Source organism: Bowmanella yangjiangensis (assembly GCF_017255015.1).
In the GTDB taxonomy this organism is placed as follows: domain Bacteria; phylum Pseudomonadota; class Gammaproteobacteria; order Enterobacterales; family Alteromonadaceae; genus Bowmanella; species Bowmanella yangjiangensis.
In genome coordinates this window covers 144,321-161,173 of record NZ_JAFKCS010000005.1, presented here as the reverse complement: position 1 = coordinate 161,173, position 16,853 = coordinate 144,321, and the positions used below count along the sequence as shown (strand labels likewise).

At 44.2% G+C, this 16,853-nt stretch carries 17 protein-coding genes and 1 tRNA gene; 8 read left to right on the top strand and 10 right to left on the bottom strand.

What is annotated here, in order from left to right:
- Complete coding sequence (locus J0A65_RS07660; RefSeq protein WP_206593546.1) at nt 1–831, bottom strand: PhzF family phenazine biosynthesis protein; 831 nt, start codon at nt 829–831, stop codon at nt 1–3.
- Nucleotides 791–1,654 (bottom strand): DMT family transporter, encoded by an 864-nt coding sequence (locus J0A65_RS07655; RefSeq protein ID WP_206593545.1) that lies wholly within the window; start codon nt 1,652–1,654, stop codon nt 791–793. Before J0A65_RS07655 ends, J0A65_RS07660 begins: the two co-directional genes overlap by 41 nt.
- Nucleotides 1,655–1,798: 144 nt before the next feature.
- Between J0A65_RS07655 and J0A65_RS07650 the strand changes: the two genes are divergently transcribed.
- Nucleotides 1,799–2,674, top strand: a complete 876-nt coding sequence (locus tag J0A65_RS07650; RefSeq protein ID WP_206593543.1) for a LysR family transcriptional regulator — start codon at nt 1,799–1,801, stop codon at nt 2,672–2,674.
- Nucleotides 2,675–2,686: 12 nt separating this feature from the next.
- Here J0A65_RS07650 and J0A65_RS07645 read toward each other — a convergent pair whose 3' ends face one another.
- From J0A65_RS07645 to J0A65_RS07625, 5 genes are read right to left on the bottom strand one after another with little or no spacing between them, the layout of a single operon-like run.
- Nucleotides 2,687–3,247, bottom strand: coding sequence for a hypothetical protein (locus J0A65_RS07645; protein WP_206593541.1), 561 nt, complete (start codon nt 3,245–3,247; stop codon nt 2,687–2,689).
- 1 nt (nt 3,248) lies between these two features.
- Entirely contained in the window at nt 3,249–4,742 is a 1,494-nt protein-coding gene (locus tag J0A65_RS07640) for a methyl-accepting chemotaxis protein (protein WP_206593539.1), read from the bottom strand.
- Between the two features lie 24 nt (nt 4,743–4,766).
- On the bottom strand, nt 4,767–5,504 hold the full coding sequence (locus J0A65_RS07635) for a substrate-binding periplasmic protein (protein WP_206593538.1): 738 nt from the start codon (nt 5,502–5,504) through the stop codon (nt 4,767–4,769).
- A gap of 13 nt (nt 5,505–5,517) precedes the next feature.
- Nucleotides 5,518–6,315, bottom strand: coding sequence for a nucleoside-binding protein (locus J0A65_RS07630; protein ID WP_206593535.1), 798 nt, complete (start codon nt 6,313–6,315; stop codon nt 5,518–5,520).
- Between the two features lie 32 nt (nt 6,316–6,347).
- Nucleotides 6,348–6,848 (bottom strand): hypothetical protein, encoded by a 501-nt coding sequence (locus tag J0A65_RS07625; RefSeq protein WP_206593534.1) that lies wholly within the window; start codon nt 6,846–6,848, stop codon nt 6,348–6,350.
- Between the two features lie 1,044 nt (nt 6,849–7,892).
- On the opposite strand from J0A65_RS07625, the gene J0A65_RS07620 reads away from it, so the two are divergent.
- Nucleotides 7,893–8,636 (top strand): substrate-binding periplasmic protein, encoded by a 744-nt coding sequence (locus tag J0A65_RS07620; RefSeq protein WP_206593533.1) that lies wholly within the window; start codon nt 7,893–7,895, stop codon nt 8,634–8,636.
- 24 nt (nt 8,637–8,660) lie between these two features.
- Nucleotides 8,661–9,527: a DMT family transporter gene (locus J0A65_RS07615; protein WP_206593532.1), complete on the top strand. Its 867-nt coding sequence runs from the start codon at nt 8,661–8,663 to the stop codon at nt 9,525–9,527.
- A gap of 287 nt (nt 9,528–9,814) precedes the next feature.
- Here the strand turns inward: J0A65_RS07615 and J0A65_RS07610 are convergent.
- Nucleotides 9,815–9,901: transfer RNA gene (locus tag J0A65_RS07610), tRNA-Leu, on the bottom strand.
- A gap of 486 nt (nt 9,902–10,387) precedes the next feature.
- Here J0A65_RS07610 and J0A65_RS07605 point away from each other — a divergent pair.
- The 3 genes from J0A65_RS07605 to J0A65_RS07595 all read left to right on the top strand — a co-directional run bounded on the left by J0A65_RS07605 (nt 10,388) and on the right by J0A65_RS07595 (nt 12,439).
- Nucleotides 10,388–11,308: an SMP-30/gluconolactonase/LRE family protein gene (locus J0A65_RS07605; RefSeq protein WP_206593531.1), complete on the top strand. Its 921-nt coding sequence runs from the start codon at nt 10,388–10,390 to the stop codon at nt 11,306–11,308.
- Nucleotides 11,309–11,398: 90 nt separating this feature from the next.
- Nucleotides 11,399–11,905: an RDD family protein gene (locus tag J0A65_RS07600; protein WP_206593530.1), complete on the top strand. Its 507-nt coding sequence runs from the start codon at nt 11,399–11,401 to the stop codon at nt 11,903–11,905.
- 84 nt (nt 11,906–11,989) lie between these two features.
- Nucleotides 11,990–12,439 carry a c-type cytochrome gene (locus tag J0A65_RS07595; RefSeq protein WP_206593529.1) on the top strand — a complete coding sequence of 150 codons (450 nt, stop codon included), beginning with the start codon at nt 11,990–11,992 and terminating at the stop codon, nt 12,437–12,439.
- Nucleotides 12,440–12,474: 35 nt separating this feature from the next.
- Here J0A65_RS07595 and lptG read toward each other — a convergent pair whose 3' ends face one another.
- Nucleotides 12,475–13,536 (bottom strand): LPS export ABC transporter permease LptG, encoded by a 1,062-nt coding sequence (lptG, locus tag J0A65_RS07590; protein ID WP_206593528.1) that lies wholly within the window; start codon nt 13,534–13,536, stop codon nt 12,475–12,477.
- Entirely contained in the window at nt 13,533–14,645 is a 1,113-nt protein-coding gene (lptF, locus tag J0A65_RS07585) for an LPS export ABC transporter permease LptF (RefSeq protein ID WP_206593527.1), read from the bottom strand. Before lptF ends, lptG begins: the two co-directional genes overlap by 4 nt.
- A 242-nt stretch (nt 14,646–14,887) precedes the next feature.
- Between lptF and pepA the strand changes: the two genes are divergently transcribed.
- Nucleotides 14,888–16,396: a leucyl aminopeptidase gene (gene pepA / locus J0A65_RS07580; RefSeq protein WP_206593526.1), complete on the top strand. Its 1,509-nt coding sequence runs from the start codon at nt 14,888–14,890 to the stop codon at nt 16,394–16,396.
- Between the two features lie 4 nt (nt 16,397–16,400).
- A complete protein-coding gene (locus J0A65_RS07575; RefSeq protein ID WP_206593525.1) occupies nt 16,401–16,853 on the top strand; it encodes a DNA polymerase III subunit chi in 453 nt (150 codons plus the stop codon).

Sequence of the window (16,853 nt, the reverse complement as noted above, 5' to 3'; positions counted from 1 at the left end):
TTAGTGTTTCTCGACTGGATGGGTAATTGAGGCAGACATTTCAATATTGTTGGTTCCTGTCTCAGCAATGCAACAGTTGGCTTTGACGAGAGCGTTATCTTTTTCGATAGTGATCTCGACACTACATTGGTGAGCTTGGCGCACCTTCAAGTCTTCCAAACCTTTAGTTCTCGCCTTCAAAATAGAAGCTAGCGCGATACAAGAATTGCCATTAACAGGATCTTCAGCGATGCCTAGCTGCGGTGCAAACATCCGCCCGACGTAGGTATTGGGTTCAGTTGTTAAGGCATAGACAAAGAATGATTCAACTTCGGGGAAAAAATGGGCGATGTTCGCAAAAGAGGAAGCATGAATCGCGTTTACTGCCTGCTCATCCGAGTATTCGATCATCAAACGCAATTTGTGACTGGCAGTTGCTACGGCCCAAAGCGATAAAGCGTTGGCGAATTGAATACGTAACCCGAGGCCAATCGCTTTCCCGGTGGCAGCGTCCGGTAGCAGTGGGACTCTAAGAGCCAACGCACCATTGACGTACTGCGGAGCAACCAGGTGCTCGTTAAAATACAGGTCGTAGGAAGGCGCCTCGTGTTGCATGACATAACAAGCCGCAAGGGTTGCGTGTAAGCAAGAGGTCATTTCACGCAACGGCGAAAAAATCCGCAGGATTGCTTTGTTATCCTGCAAGCATAAAAACGCCGTTTCAGACAGGCCGGCAGATGCAGCCATTGATTGCATTTCGTCAGTCGTGAGCTCGTCGCTTACAAGGTAGACAAGGCAATGATTCCCCCTGTTAGGGGCGCGTGAAAATACGGCGATACGATAACTTTTCAATATCTTTGTCTCTCAATAGCGAGGTAAATAAAATCAGAGCAGCGCCAATGTATGTACTCAAGGTCATCGATTGCCCCAAAAACAAAAGCCCTAAAACGCTTGAAAAAATGATTCTCGAATAGTCGACAGGTAGAACCTTTGCAGCGGGTGCTAATGAGAAAGCTTTGGCCATAAAAATTTGCGCCAGATAGAAAGCAGTGCCGATGGCGAGCAGCCAGAAGAGTTCTTGATAAGACGGGGTTGCCCATCCATCAACCGCCAACAATGCAGAAACAGGCAGCATAACGAGATATGAAATATATAAGATCGTCTGTGGTGACTCAGTGTCAGATAAGCTCTTGACTGAGACATAGGCCACACCTGTCATAAAGGCTCCAAATAATGCCGCCGCGTAACCAATGGCGTCACCGTCAGCGCTGAAACCTGTAATAATGAGCACGCCGGAAATGCCACCAACTAACTTAATAAGAGTTGAAGCTGTAAGTTTTTCTTTAAGGTAGCTGATGCTCAACAGCGTACCGAAAATTGGCGCAAGAAACGTTATGGCGACAGAATCTGCGACGGGTATCTTGGTAACTGAGTAAAATATACTCAGCCCGCCGAGAAGTGTTGCGCTTGCACGCACTAAATGTGCCCTCCAGCGGCGGAAGGATGCAAGTGGAACCCTTTTATTCGGAGCAAGAAGGAAGGTTAGGACAAAGCCGACTAGGTTACGAGCAAGGAACATGACCGTGACTGCAACTGACTGACTGAGGTATGACACCAAGATCCAAACAATGGTTTGGGAGAGCCCATAACCGATCATGAATAAATATGCTTTCATTTTATGGCCTGACTACGATATTTCGTCCGGTAACGACATGAATCCCATAATACCTGCGTGACATAGAACCATTCATTTTTTTGTGGTATCGGCCTGCTATACAGAAATGTATACTGGAGAGATGTTTTCATACAAAGAGATAACATGGACTTCGACTGGGATGATGCAAAAGCCTTTCTTTTAACCGCCGAAACCGGTTCGTTAACCGCTGCAGCAAAGCAACTGCGTACAAGCCAACCGACCATTGGTCGCCGTGTCGCGGCCTTAGAAGAAAGTCTAGGTATTGTTTTATTTGAGCGCAGCAAAAACAGCTTATTCCTAACACCGCAAGGTGAGCGTATCTTCCAAGCTTTGCAAGGTATGGAGCAGGTTGCTAACGATACTATCCTGGTTGCAAAAGGGGCGACGGAATCGCTTCCAGGAGTGGTGACAATAGCATCAAGTCAGATTGATGCAGTTTTCAGACTACCTGCACTAATTGCAGAACTTAAGAAGCTTGAACCTACACTTCAGATTAAGTTGGAGGTGTCTAACGACAGCGCAGATCTCATTCATCGCAATGCAGATATCGCTATTCGAAACTTTAGGCCTACTGAAGAAAACTTAATTATTCGCAAGCTGGGTGACGCACAAGTGAGTTTATTTGGTACGCCGCAATTATGCACCTCACTCAATTTGCAAAAGAAAACAATACCAACATTTCCAATCATTGGTTTTATCGGGACGGACTATCTTACACAGGTCTTAATTGATGGGGGCATAGCAAAAGATCAGATCAACTACGTTTGTTTAAGTGACTTTCAACTCACCCATATCGAGCTAGCGAAGCGAGGATTAGGCCTTGCGATACTACCAACGAACCTTGGCAAAGAAATTCCAGAGCTTGAATGCGCCCTGCCGGAAGAACATTCAGTTTATGATTATAGCACTTGGCTAGTCTGTCACTCAGAGCTTCGCCACAACCGCCGAATAAGGTTCGTCTACGAATTTTTAGCGGAGCGTTTGGCTAGAACAGTCTAGCCAATTTTGCGCCTAATCTATACGTTCTACTATGGTTCTGCAGTTCTCTGTAAACTTGACCAGGTAAGGTTTGGGGTAATTGACTTTAAGTTTTTCACAAAGGGAAGATACATAATTATCCATACTAATCAAACCTGTGGCTTCAGCTAATGAAAATGAAGAACTAATGAGATGAACAAATGCATCATGATTAAGATTAAAATATACCGTCATATACTCATTTGACTTTATACTAACCTCCACTTTTTCACTGACTAATGCGATGTAGTTTGATAATGAACCATCTTCTGTGGATAAAAAATGGAAGAAGTATGGCCATAAATCACTTAACTTCTTAATATACGAAGTTAATTTATAATCGCATGTTAAACTATCGATATCTTCACCGAAGTCAGAAAGATCAAGCGACATATTTCCTGCATACAATTCACATCTAGCTTCGGTGTCAGACTTTTTTGAAAGTTGTTCAAATATATTTGACATTTCATGTTTTTCAACGTCAATTTTATTTATTCTAATAGTCTGAACACGGCTATCCTGAAAAAATCTTTTGGTAGATATTGCTTTTTTCATTTTAGAAAACAAATTGGGACACTGTAGAGTTTAACTGTTCTGAGCTCTTCATTAATTTTTCGGCACTATTAAGCATCTCAGAAACTTTATCAAGACTACCTTGCCCAGAAATAAGTATCTTACTTACATTGTCATTGAGTGATTCAGAGACAGAGCTTTGCTCTGAAACTGCGGATTCAATCTGGGCCGCCATATCATTTATTCTAGCGGTCGAGGACAATATATTTGTTATGCTGGAACCTGATGTAGAAGCGTACTCCACAGACTTTCTGCATTTTTCCTGACATCCAACCATAGCCTGGACCGCAGATTTAGTGCCAACCTGTAATGATTCAATCGTTCTCTGTATTTCTGTCGTACTGACTTTTGTTCTACTTGCTAGTGCTCTGACCTCGTCAGCTACGACAGCAAAGCCGCGTCCTTGCTCACCGGCCCGAGCAGCCTCAATTGCAGCATTAAGAGCAAGTAAGTTCGTCTGCTCGGCTATTCCAACTATTACATCGAGAACCGAATAAATGTCTTCCACTTTCTTCTCCAAATGACTGATAGCAGTAGCGGCATTTTGCAATTCTTCTGTTAGCTGACTAATAGATTCTACTGACTTGCCGACAATACCTGATACCTCCTCTGTATCTCTTCTTACAACATTAGAGACGTTAACAGTCTCCTTAACATGCAATACTATCTCCTTGGCTGACTGGGACATTTCAGCAATAGCAGTTGCAACCATATCCGTTTCTTGCTGCAGACTAGATAAGTGCTCCTTACTCGTAATAGCGTCCTCTCTGACATTTGTTGCCGCGCTGTTAGTTTCACCAACGACACCATTCATTGACTTTACAAGCGCTTGAATCTTCTCCACAAACACATTGAACTCCTCAGACATCATTCCTATCTCATCATGACTTCTAACTTCAAGTCTTCGCGTTAAGTCACCCTCGCCACTTGCGATATCCGAGAAAGCGTCAACAGCCTTTTTAAGCGGTTTACTTACAATTTTAGAGATTATTAATTGAATGAATACAGAGAGAGCGACTAAGAGCACAAGATCCTGCACTAATATATCTACCAGCGTATCTGACAAAACTTCAATTATCTTTGAATCATCCACATATACTCTTGCGATGCCGACATTTTCTGCCTCTTCACCTTCGCCATAATTCAGCTCAACCTCACGATAAGCAGGTGTTGCATCCCCGTTTGATTCAAAAATAAGATCACCCGCAGCAGAATAAACCTCAATTTTTGCCACATTATCCAAAGTGGTTTCGGAGTTTAGAATCCTTAACACCTGATTTTCCTCAAAGTTCCAAATTGAGGCTGGTAAATTTATTGATAACCTACCTTCCAATAGCGCAAGTCCATTTTCGCTTTGTTCAAAGAGACCTCTCTTGGCATTTGAATAATTGATAATACCCAATACCACTACAATTAAAGCAACAATAGAAATCACTGATAAGACAGTTTTAAGGTAAACAGTTTTAGCAAAAAACAAACCAACCTCCAATTTGATTGGAACTTATTCTACATACTTACTAATTATTTGCTCGTAAGACTTCGTTTCTTTTATTTTCTTTAACCCCAAATCGAAATCGTTTCGCAAATTTTCATCTCTGAAAGCTACTCTCATATCATTTCTTGGGAATAGCTCATGAACGACTATATCCGCAGAGGTATCTACACGGCTTTCTTGCTTCCTTAAACTTTTAAAGATATTGATATCCAAAACAATTACATCCACCTTACCAGAGAACAACATTGCAATTTGTACATCTTGGTTAGCTTTTTCACTGTACTTTGACTTATCACTTGCAACTAAATCAAACTCTTTCCCCAGATACTTAGTTGCATTCTGGAACGCCATTACAGTTTTTCCTTTTAGGTCAGAAACGCTATCAATTTTAAAATCGTTTTTCTGCAAGGAAATAGCTACATTCTGGTAAGATATGTGCGACTCAGAGAAATAAAGATCTGAATGTTCATCTGACTTCATCAGTGTCATTCCTGCATCGACTTTTCCCTCTCGAATGGATTCATATACACGCTTTAATGGAACAAAGCTTAGCTCCATAGAATGTGAAGATTGAAGCAAAGCTTCCCTTACTATCTCGACTTCCATACCTGATTTACTCTCTGCTAAAATGTATGGAGGTATCGTCAGACTTGCAGCGATCTTAATCTCAGCTGCATTTGCTTCATTCAGGCCAACAAAAACAAATATTAGTGAAATGAAATTTCTAAGAAAATAATTATTCATGATAGTTCTCTAATTATAAACGCCATACAACTAAAAATTGTGCCAATTTATCTGATTCCCCATTTACACCAAGCTTATTCTTCCAATATTGAAACTCAAATCCCATAAATAATTTATCTTTCTTAGAAAGCAGTATATTTCCTACATCCCATCTAAGCTGGGGTTGAAGTAGCAGCCAATCTGATGCATACCCGCCTGTTTCATCCGTCCGCCCGGTTATATATTCCACATGACCTTCTAAGCTAAATAGCTGTTCCCCAATTGAAAACGGATACGCCCAGCTAATATCAAAATATTTGCTATTTTTCTGTTTAGGAGCGCCACCTTTATTTACTCCCTTACTATCATCAATGTAGAACCCAGCATCAGTATTGATAAACAGAAATCCTGGAACATCCCAAGACACCCTTAAACCAGGTAAATACTTAACAACATTTGCATCCGCCGATATATTTATTCCTGCGAATACACCGATATCCTTTACAGCACCAGTCCCATAATCAACCCCAAGTATTTTCTTTGAACTAAAATTAAAATATGATTCATGATATATTTCATTATCATTAAATCCATCATTGTCGCCGTCGAATATGTAATCAAACATTACAAAGCTATCACCAAAATCCCAGTCATTAACATACTGAAATGTAACAATGTTAGTGCTAGATTTATCTACAGAATTAGAGAATGGATTAGTAAGATTCCCATTTGTAAAATGAATTTCTGTCATACTCCAGTTTTCAGCAAGCGCACTAATTGGACCTAAGCTAATAAATAACATTAGCAATATCATTTTGGATTTAATTTTCATTTAGACCTCAATAATAGTTCTTTCATTCCCTATCAATTTTTTACAATCTTTAAAAAAGACTGCTTCATTTCAACTTCACTGTCCAATCCCATCCATTTATATATTGTATTTTTAGCCAAATCACTCATAACATATTCTGTATCACCTAGTTGCCCAGCTAGCCAAAATTCAATATCTGGTAAAGAATTAGCAAAAATGTGGGAGACATTTGAGCGGTTCAATACACCAGAAAACTGAGCTTTTACGACATTTACACCAGGCACTTCCCTGGTCAGAACTGCAATCATATTCAGACCTTGAATTTTTAGTTCTTGAATTTTCTCCACGATCAATGCCTCTGCATCAGGCGTCAGTAAAGCTAAGCCATCCAACACCAACACCTTGGCGACTACTTTTTTATTTTCACTTTTAAAATCTAGAATTTTCTTGAAATATTCGACTATACCCTCACGATTAAAGGGACCTGTTGCGCGAATTAGCAATGTTTTCTCGACGGATAGTATCTCTGTATCACCATGAGGGAAAAACTTCATTAAATTATCACTCTAAAATTATAATTATTATAAACAATAAATTAATTACAAAATAAACAGGCAATTCTTTAATTAAAGGGTGTTTGTTACACCAAAAAATAAAGAAGTAAATACCCTATTAAAGATTTCAGAAGACAGCTATTCTTGTTATGCCACCAATAATTTACATTTGTATCCAGTAAGGTTGGAAGATATAGAAATCAAATTAGAAACATCTTCGACGTTGAATGATAATTTCTTAGCAATAGTTTTTTTGCTAACAATTTCTCAGTCTGACCATTCCCTGTCGAACACAGCTAACTTCTAGGAACTAGCGGGGTAACGTTGATGTTTGCCATGCTAAAACTTAGCGATGACCAGGCAGTTGTTGAGCCGGTGAAGAATCTAGCAGCAAGCAGGTCTGAAATCTCCCACCTAACGTGTTGCCTGACCATTCAAAAATGTATAGCGCTCGAACTGCCCAGATACGTGAGAGAACATTCTGAGTGGAGTGGCGTAACTCCTTTTCATTTTGATGACTAGTGCAGATTTGTGTAACCCTTATCATCAATCACTGGACTTCCTGTATGATTGAGAAATCACAGAAATACCTTCAAATTGGGCAATGGTCAGGTCCTCAGCAGGTTTTAAATAACTTGTCGTCCATACTGTTCGCGGCATCCATAAAAAACTAGACTGCTCAGCTCATCGAGCAAATGGCACTAAAAATGGCGGCCGGTCGCCTCTACATGATACGTTCAATAACAATCGAATCGGTGGATTAACAGAGATATACGACAATCTAAAAGGAAAAATGACTTTTTTAAGATGTTACATTGCCCTTAACGGTTTATGGCTCTTACCTTCGAACATTTCTCAACCTCAAATTGAAATCATGAATTAATTGAATAAATAACCATTAATTTATTCATAAGATAAATTCCCCCGCATACAAGAGAATTTTTGGTCTGCAGAGATCTGAATTGACATACGCAGCATCATTCAGATTATCCTAGCCATTATCAACAAATCTATAGATCTTATCTTAAGAGGAAGGGCTACATAATGATCAAAGTGTCCAAAAGGCTATGTAATATTTTCATATTGACAGCTGCTACGTATACACCAATTAGTATCGCATCATCGGAAATCATTAGTGTCGCAGCAGTTTATGCATTGCCTCCGTATGTAATGGAAGATGGTCATTCTGGAATTGAGATTGAAATATTAAGAAGTGCGTTATCACAAAGTAGAAATATAGTATTAAGACTAGATTACATTCCAGCGGACAGAATGCATGAAGAGATACAAAGCGGACACTTCATGGCGGGATTAACTGCAGTAGAGGATGAAACAAAGACAGACCTTTTTTTCTCGGACGTTCATGTAGAGTATCAGAATGTTCTCGTAGCTCTGAAAGATAGTAAAATTTCCGTAAAAAATTTATCCGATCTAAATAAAATAAAAGTTGTAGGATTTAAGAATGCTCGAAAATATTTAGGAAGAGAGTTTTCAAATGCCATTCTAAATAACAAAAACTATAGCGAAAGGACTAGCATGGAGAGCTCTGTGAAACAACTTTTTTCACAACGTACTGAGGCAATAATTATAGATCGCTATATTTTCGAGTTTATCAGCAAACAAATGGGATTAGATAAGAACAAAGCTGAGTACTTCGAAATTTTCGATAAAAATCCAATGAGAGTTGCCTTCAAGACAGAGGCTATGAGAGATGAATTCAATAAAGGGCTTTATAGTATAAGAAAATCTGGAATCTATAATGAAATCCTAAAAAAGTACACTCAATGAATTACCTGGATTGCTAATTTTCAGATGAAGTATTTAAAAGATATTGTCCTTACAGCGCTAGCTCCCTTTGTGTGGGGTAGCACCTATTATGTTACAACGCAGTTTATTCCAGATGGCCATCCTTTGGCGATCTCTCTGTTACGTATCGTCCCCGCTGGATTGCTGTTATTTCTGTTAGTGAAAGAGTTTCCCAGTCGTAGCCTATGGGTGAAGCTCTTAATTCTCGGGACTCTAAATTTTGCACTGTTTTGGTGGTTACTTTTTGAAGCTGCATATAGATTACCCGGAGGTATAGCTGCCACACTCGGAGCGACTCAAGTTATCTTAGTAATTGTACTTTCAAAATTTGTATTGCAATCAAAAGTAACGTTTTCAGCGGTTTTGTTTGCCGGTCTCGGCGCATTAGGTGTTGGACTCATGCTGTTTACACCGATTGACAAGCTGGATCTAATGGGAGTTTTGGCAGGATTTGCCAGCGCATTATCTATGGCTCTCGGTACTGTCCTATCAAAGCACTGGAAACCCCCTGTCCCGACACTAACTTTCACCTGTTGGCAATTATGTGCCGGTGGAATTGTCCTTAGCCCCTTCGTCATTTTTCTCGAAGTGGAATTTCCTTCTGTCACTGTGGCCTCTATTTGCGCAATATCTTACTTGTCCTTGATTGGTGCAGCATTCACTTATTTGTTGTGGTTTAGAGGTATAAGCAAGTTGAGCCCAAATCTAATTTCACCTCTTGGCTTATTTAGTCCTATCAGTGCCGTATTGCTTGGATGGATAATGCTTGACGAGAGCCTCAACGCAATACAAATCCTTGGGTTTATATCGGCCTTGATTAGTATTGTTTTTTGCCAACACACTCAACGACCAAAACGCTCTCGTCTTAACTGACCGTTATTCAAATGTAATCAATTTACTAAAGATAGTATTTGCACTGATGCAGATGCACCCTTACCGAGCTAATTCAATTACCTAAATTTGTTGTATGGAAAATATGGCATCGTTCTGATGGGTAGCTGGGTGCTATTATTTGATAGAAGTTCGGGCAGTACTAACCATGTAAGGCTAAAACACCGTCTTCAAGATTGATGAGAAATTATAGTGCTGCGGTTGGGCCTGTTTAATCTGGACAGTATTGGACAGTATTGGACAGTATTGGACAGTATAAAACTAGGATATGGTGCCTGGGGTCGGACTCGAACCGACACAGTGTTACCACCGGCGGATTTTGAATCCGCTGCGTCTACCAATTTCGCCACCCAGGCAAGGGAGGTCTTTCTTCTGATAATGATGCCAAGAGCTTGGCTATCAGAGTGGCACGCATTATAGCGACTGGCTTTAGCCATGCAAGTACTTTGTGTGCAACAGCGTCACAAATGCTTAATAAACAACCACCTCAGTTCACGTGGCTATTGCAATGATGTCAATCAGTTGGCAACTCTCGCACATCAAAGTGCTTCTGCTATCGTATTGTGCTTTATCAGAGCTTCGATCCAATTTAGTTTGAAACCATCAGAGCTTCGATGAAGCCCTGTTTATTAAAAGGCGCAAGAAACAGGTAGCCCCAGGTAAGGTAATCTCACCAAGATAAGGCACTTGAAGACAGTTGAATTTTTAGTAAGGCTTAGACATCATGTGAATAATTAACAATCTAAACTGGCAGTTTGGTTAATTACCCACGTATTCAAAGTCATTGCTGTGCGCTTTGAGGATCACAGGTAATTTGTCTTTGCCCCGACTGGATACAATAAATGAATTACCGCACCTCTTTTTATACTGCGGCATTACTAGTGCCATTGTTTGCCTGCGCCCAGGATGGCACGCAATCAGACAGTACCGATTACATCACTGACGGCGTTTTTACCACAGGTGTAGAAGGCCCGGTGGTTGATGCTAATGGGGTACTTTACGCCGTGAATTTTGCTGAGCAGGGCACTATCGGTCGTATTACAGCTAAAGACGAGGCGAGCTTGCTGGTTAAGCTCCCTGACAATTCTATTGGCAATGGCCTGCGTTTTAACAGCAAAGGGCAACTGCTGGTTGCGGACTATGTGAATCACAATGTGCTGGCCGTTGATATGCAAAGTGGTGATGTCAGTGTCTTTGCCCATGAACCTGCCATGAACCAGCCCAATGATATCGCTATTAGCGCGAGCGATACGGTTTATGCCAGTGACCCTAACTGGTCAAAAAGCACCGGCCAATTATGGATGATTACTGCAGATGGTAAAGTGCAACTGGTGGAAGCGGAGATGGGCACCACCAATGGCGTGGAAGTCAGCCCTGACGAGCAGTTTTTGTATGTGAATGAATCTGTGCAGCGCAAAGTATGGCGCTATGAACTGGATGGCAAAGGAAAACCTGTTAACAAAACCCTGTTTTATCAATTCAGCGACCATGGCTTGGACGGAATGCGCACCGATACCCAGGGAAATCTGTATATCGCGCGTTACGGCGCGGGTACGATAGCGGTGTTATCTCCCAAGGGGGAATTAGTTCGGGAGTATCGCCTTAAAGGTCGGCACCCCACTAACGTGGCATTTGGTGGCAGCGATGGCAAAACCTTATACGTTACTATGCAGCAACGGGGCGCTGTTGAAACTTTGCAAGTAGAGCACCCAGGCCGCGCCTTCATGCTCCGCGAGCAGGCGAAAGATCAGCCCTATCCTTAACTAGCCATGGGGCCGAATGGCCCTCCCCGGCTACCCCATCAGCGTCAGTGCTGGTAGACTCCGCACTGATTTGACTAGCCGGGTTTTCCTATGACCGAACAAGCCGCTTTCCCCCGCGCCGGATTTTTACGCCGTTTAGCCGCCATTATTTATGATGCCTTAGTGGCGCTGGCAGTTTTTATGGTGGCCGGTATTCTGATCACGGTATTGCTGATTATCTTGCTGGAAAACGGCGTGCTGGACAAAAACGGCTATCAACACAGCATGGAAGTGATTGGCCATTCACGCGCGCTTTCCACACTGATTTTCAGTTGGGGCGTAATCTGGACAGTGGGCTTCTTCCTGTGGTTCTGGCGCAATGGTGGACAAACCATAGGTATGCGCGCCTGGCGACTAAGGCTATTCAGCACCAATGATAAACCCATGGGCTACGGCAGAGCCTTGCTAAGGCTTGTATGTTCCTTAGGCGGCCTGGGAACCTTACTGGTACTGGTAGATATTAAGAACAAACAGTCATTGCAGGACCGCTTGGCACAAACAGAGATGTTAGTGCTGACTAAGGATGCCAATCACCACAAGTCCTGGAAGAATCTCTGACAAGAGGTTCTTTGTTCTTGGTCAAAACTTAATCAAACTCAGGTGCTTATGCTAACCTTGCTGGAAAACACAAGGGAGCGAACCATGAAAGCACTAATACCAATAGCTGTAGTTCTGACACTTGTAGGCTGTAACAAGGGGGCCGACTCACCACGAGGTTTTAGCCTGCCCGAGGGCGATGTGAGCAAAGGGGAGCAGGTATTTATGAAGTACCAATGTCTTTCCTGCCATAGCCTTAAAGGTTACGACACGGACGGCATCAAACCCGAGGTACCAACCAGAGTCTTACTTGGCGGTAATGTCAGCCAGATTAAAACCTATGCTGAGCTCGTCACCTCGGTTATCAACCCTTCACATAAAATTGCGCAAAATTATGTGCCATCCCAGGTATCGGATGAACAGGGCCATTCGAAAATGCGAAATTATAATGATGTGATGACGATAAATGAGTTAGTTGATCTGGTTGCCTTCCTGCAACCCCAGTATCAGTTGGTGCCCTATAAACGTACGGACTACCCAACCTATATTCCCTGATTAAGGTTAAGGCATGAATATCATGCCTTAATAATTCAGCGGCGTAACAAATGTGCTGCCAGTAAGGCAAACAACAGACTGGGCAGCAGCGCACCCACCGCGGCGGGCAATTGATATACCAGGCTCAGAGGGCCGAAAACTTCATTGGCAATAAAGAAACCAAAACCGGTTAATACGCCCATAATCACCCGCGCGCCCATGGTTACGCTGCGCAGTGGGCCAAAGATAAAGGACAGCGCCACCAGCAGCATCACACCCACAGTCACAGGTTGAATCACTTTGCGCCATAAGGCCAGCTCATAGCGGGCGGCGTCCTGACTGTTATTTTCCAAGTAGGTGACGTAATCAATCAGCCCCCGTACTGACAGGGCCTCGGGTTTGATTTTCACCACTTCCAGTTTATCCGGGGTCAGACTCGACTCCCATTTACCTTGTTTTTCCGTGCTTTTACTCACCCGGTTTTCGGAAAACTCTGTGGTCGAAACCTTGTTTAGACGCCAGCTTTGGCCAACAAAGTTGGCCTGCGCCGCATACACGATACGAGTCAGGTGCAACTGCTCATCAAATTCGTAAATACTGACATCCAGTAACTGATCTTTAGTGACCACTTCACCAATACTGACAAAGTTTCTGCCGTCTTTGGCCCATTCCAGGCGCTCAGAGGAAAACAGGCTACCGCCTGATATAGCTTGGGTTCTGATAGCCTTGGCATGAGCCTCGGTAGCCGGTGCCACCCACTCGCCCAGTGCCATTACAAACACCACCATCAATAAGGCTGATTTCATCGCCGAGGCAATAATATTCCAGCGGCTCATACCGGCTGCCTGCATCACCACCAGCTCGCTGTTACTGGCCAGCATCCCCATGCCTATCAGCCCCCCAATCAGGGTGGCCATAGGGAAAAACTGTTCTATCTCCCGTGGCATACTCAGTAGCACATAGATACCGGCCACCATCATGTCGTAGTTGCCGCGATCCAGGTACTTAAGCTGCTCGACAAACTTAATCAGGCTGGACAGCCCTACCAATACCAGCAAGGTAATGAAGATGGTGCTAATCAGGGTTCTGGCCAGATACAGATCCAGGGTTTTAATCATGCCGGCCTCCCCTGGCCTTTAAGCCTGGCCCGCAATTTCACGCCAAACGAACGCCCCCGTACAATTAGCAGTACGCCAATGCAGAAAATCACCGCATGCACCCACCAGAGGCCTAATTCTGGTGGGACCTTACCGTTCTCCAGCACCTTACGACCGGCCATCAGCAACAGGTAGTACCCTAAATACAGTAACAAGGCCGGGAATATCCGGCCAAAACGTCCCTGACGCGGGTTTACCGCACTCAAAGGAACGGCAATCAATACTAAAAAAGGCAATGACAAAGGAATAGCCAGACGCCACTGCATTTCGGCAATGGCATCTAAATCCTTATCACCCCATAGCTGACTGGTTGGGTAAGCGGCCAATTTACGTGCCTTATGTTCGGGGGTGCGTTCAGCAATTTGCACTTGGTATTCGTCGAATTTCACCACGTGATAATCCAGCTTGTCCCGTTCACCTTCGTATTGCACACCACCACGTAGGACTAACTTCTCGGAGCCGTCAGGCGCTTGCTGAACAGAGCCGTTACTGGCGTAGATAACCCTAAACGCGTTTTCGCCTTTGGTAGCATCCTGTTGAGCTAAGAAAATACGCTCAAGCTGGTTGTCACCCGAGCCGATGTCATGCACAAAAATCACCGCCTTTTGATTGGCAGTCTGCTGGAATCGCCCTGGGATCAAACTGGTCAGCCCTGACTCAGCACTGATTTGTTCTTCAAGCTGGTATTCCACCTCCATGGAAAGTGGTGCCAACCACAAGGTTAATGCCCCGGAAACCATAGCCACCATAACGGCCAGTACCAGCATTACCCGAGTGACATACCATTCACTAATACCGCAGGCACGCATAACCGCCATCTCGTTGTCCACATAGAAACGACCATGGGCGAGCATAATGCCAAGGAACAAACTAAGGGGCAGGATCAAAGACGCCAACACCGGCATATTCAGGGCTAAAAAACCCAAAACCAGTCCGGCCGGGATATCGCCATCTGTGGCTTCTGCCAGCACACGGACAAATTTCTGGATCACGAAAATCGCCATCAACACCAGAAAAACCGCGACCTGGGACTTAAGGGTTTCTTTGAGTAAATAGCGGAAAATCAGCACGTCCGGTCCAATAGAAAAGCGGGATTTTTAGTGGAATGCTGTAAATTTTTAAGTAAACTTAATGTTTTCACAAGTTTAATTTGCGATTCCGGCCTTTTTTAGCGGTTTTGGCAACGGGATATCTAAAAAATTCCCTGCCATATCAAGTAGCCCGGCAACTTCCTTCTTTTCTTGCCCGGGCGGACATCAACAAAAAGGCTAACGCACCAGATGGTTGAACACCAGTGTTAATGGGGTGAAGGATGGAATTTAGTGTAAAAAGTGGCAGTCCGGAAAAACAGCGCAGTGCTTGTATTGTAGTGGGTGTGTTTGAACCACGCAGGCTGAGCTCGGTCGCCGAACAACTGGATGAAATCAGCGGTGGTTATATCAGTAACCTGCTGCGTCGCGGGGATTTGGAAGGCAAGGCCGGCCAAATGCTGTTACTACATCATGTGCCGAACATTCTCAGTGAAAGGGTATTGTTGGTTGGCTGTGGTAAAGAGCGGGAGCTGGATGAACGCCAGTATAAGCAGATTATTGCCCGTACCATCAGTACCTTGAATGAAACCGGCTCCATGGAAGCCGTCTGCTTCCTTACTGAATTGCACGTTAAAGGCCGCGATACCTATTGGAAAGTCCGCCAGGCGGTGGAAACCACTCAGGATTCGCTGTACAGCTTTACCCAACTGAAGACCAAGAAAGAAGAACCACGCCGCCCACTGCGTAAGATTGTGTTTAACGTACCAACCCGACGAGAATTGCCCGTTGGTGAGCGTGCTATCAATCACGGTCTGGCGGTGGCCACTGGTGTAAAAATATGTAAAGACGTGGCCAACATGCCACCCAATATCTGTAACCCTGCCTATTTGCTGGAGCAAGCCAAAGAGCTGGCCGAACAGCATAGTAAGCTGTCGGTGGAAGGCATTGGCGAAGCGCAGATGGCTGAGCTTGGTATGCACACCTACCTGGCGGTTGGTCGTGGTTCACACAATGAATCTATCATGACCGTCATGCACTATCAGGGCGGTAATAACAGCCAGGCCCCTATTGTACTGGTTGGTAAAGGCTTGACCTTCGACTCTGGCGGTATCTCTATCAAACCAGGCGAAGCCATGGACGAAATGAAATACGACATGGGTGGTGCCGCCTCTGTGCTGGGTGTAATGGCTTCTTTGGCACAATTGGACTTGCCAATAAACGTCATAGGTGTGCTGGCTGGCTGTGAAAACATGCCGGATGCCAATGCCTATCGCCCCGGTGATATTCTCACCACTATGTCGGGTCAAACCGTTGAGGTACTAAATACCGATGCCGAGGGCCGCTTGGTATTGTGCGATGCGCTGACCTATGTAGAGCGCTTTAACCCTGATACCGTGGTGGATGTGGCTACCCTGACCGGTGCTTGTGTGATTGCGCTGGGTAAACACGCTTCTGGCATTATGAGTACCCATAACCCACTGGCGCATGAACTGATTAATGCATCAGAGCAAAGCAGTGACAGAGCCTGGCGCCTGCCGCTGTGGGATGAGTACCAGGAACAGATCGAAAGCCCCTTTGCCGATATGTCTAATTTGGGTGGGCGCCCGGCAGGTACTATTACCGCCGCCTGCTTCTTGTCGCGCTTTACCAAGAAGTACAATTGGGCGCATATGGACATCGCCGGTACAGCCTGGGTAAGTGGTGGTAAAACCAAAGGCGCTACAGGCCGCCCGGTACCTATGCTGACTCAGTTTCTGATGAACCGCGCCGGCGTGGAAATGGAAGACTGATGCTTTGGCAGAAGTAATATTCTACCTGCTGGAGCAGGATAAACTCGACAATCAGCCAGCGCCCCTTGCGCTGGCTTGTCAATTAGCGGCCCAGGCATTTCGCAATAAGCAGTCCTGCCTGTTGTGGTGCCAGGATCAACAGATGGCTGAAGCCCTGGATGAACTGCTGTGGCAGCGGCCCAGCAATGCCTTTATTCCGCATAACCTTAGCGGAGAAGGCCCGTCTAAAGGAACGCCTGTGGAGATCAGTTGGGTTGGACAACAGGCCAATGCCCGCCCGGTACTGATTAACCTTGCCGAACTGTTGCCACCGCAACATCAACGAGCCAGAAAGATTTATGACTTTGTGCCGGCATCAGAGCAGCAAAAGCCGCAGGCCAGAGAGCGATACAAACAATACCGAGGTCAGGGCCACCAGTTGGATACCCGGGCCGCTTCAAGTTTAAATGAGAGCTGA

Coding starts and splice junctions, on each gene's coding strand:
- J0A65_RS07625 (WP_206593534.1), bottom strand. CDS start 6,848: ATGAAGTTTTTCCCTCATGGTGATACAGAGATACTATCCGTCGAGAAA.
- J0A65_RS07615 (WP_206593532.1), top strand. CDS start 8,661: ATGAAGTATTTAAAAGATATTGTCCTTACAGCGCTAGCTCCCTTTGTG.
- lptG (WP_206593528.1), bottom strand. CDS start 13,536: ATGATTAAAACCCTGGATCTGTATCTGGCCAGAACCCTGATTAGCACC.
- J0A65_RS07595 (WP_206593529.1), top strand. CDS start 11,990: ATGAAAGCACTAATACCAATAGCTGTAGTTCTGACACTTGTAGGCTGT.
- pepA (WP_206593526.1), top strand. CDS start 14,888: ATGGAATTTAGTGTAAAAAGTGGCAGTCCGGAAAAACAGCGCAGTGCT.
- J0A65_RS07635 (WP_206593538.1), bottom strand. CDS start 5,504: ATGAATAATTATTTTCTTAGAAATTTCATTTCACTAATATTTGTTTTT.
- J0A65_RS07650 (WP_206593543.1), top strand. CDS start 1,799: ATGGACTTCGACTGGGATGATGCAAAAGCCTTTCTTTTAACCGCCGAA.
- J0A65_RS07630 (WP_206593535.1), bottom strand. CDS start 6,315: ATGAAAATTAAATCCAAAATGATATTGCTAATGTTATTTATTAGCTTA.
- J0A65_RS07605 (WP_206593531.1), top strand. CDS start 10,388: ATGAATTACCGCACCTCTTTTTATACTGCGGCATTACTAGTGCCATTG.
- J0A65_RS07645 (WP_206593541.1), bottom strand. CDS start 3,247: ATGAAAAAAGCAATATCTACCAAAAGATTTTTTCAGGATAGCCGTGTT.
- J0A65_RS07620 (WP_206593533.1), top strand. CDS start 7,893: ATGATCAAAGTGTCCAAAAGGCTATGTAATATTTTCATATTGACAGCT.
- J0A65_RS07655 (WP_206593545.1), bottom strand. CDS start 1,654: ATGAAAGCATATTTATTCATGATCGGTTATGGGCTCTCCCAAACCATT.
- J0A65_RS07600 (WP_206593530.1), top strand. CDS start 11,399: ATGACCGAACAAGCCGCTTTCCCCCGCGCCGGATTTTTACGCCGTTTA.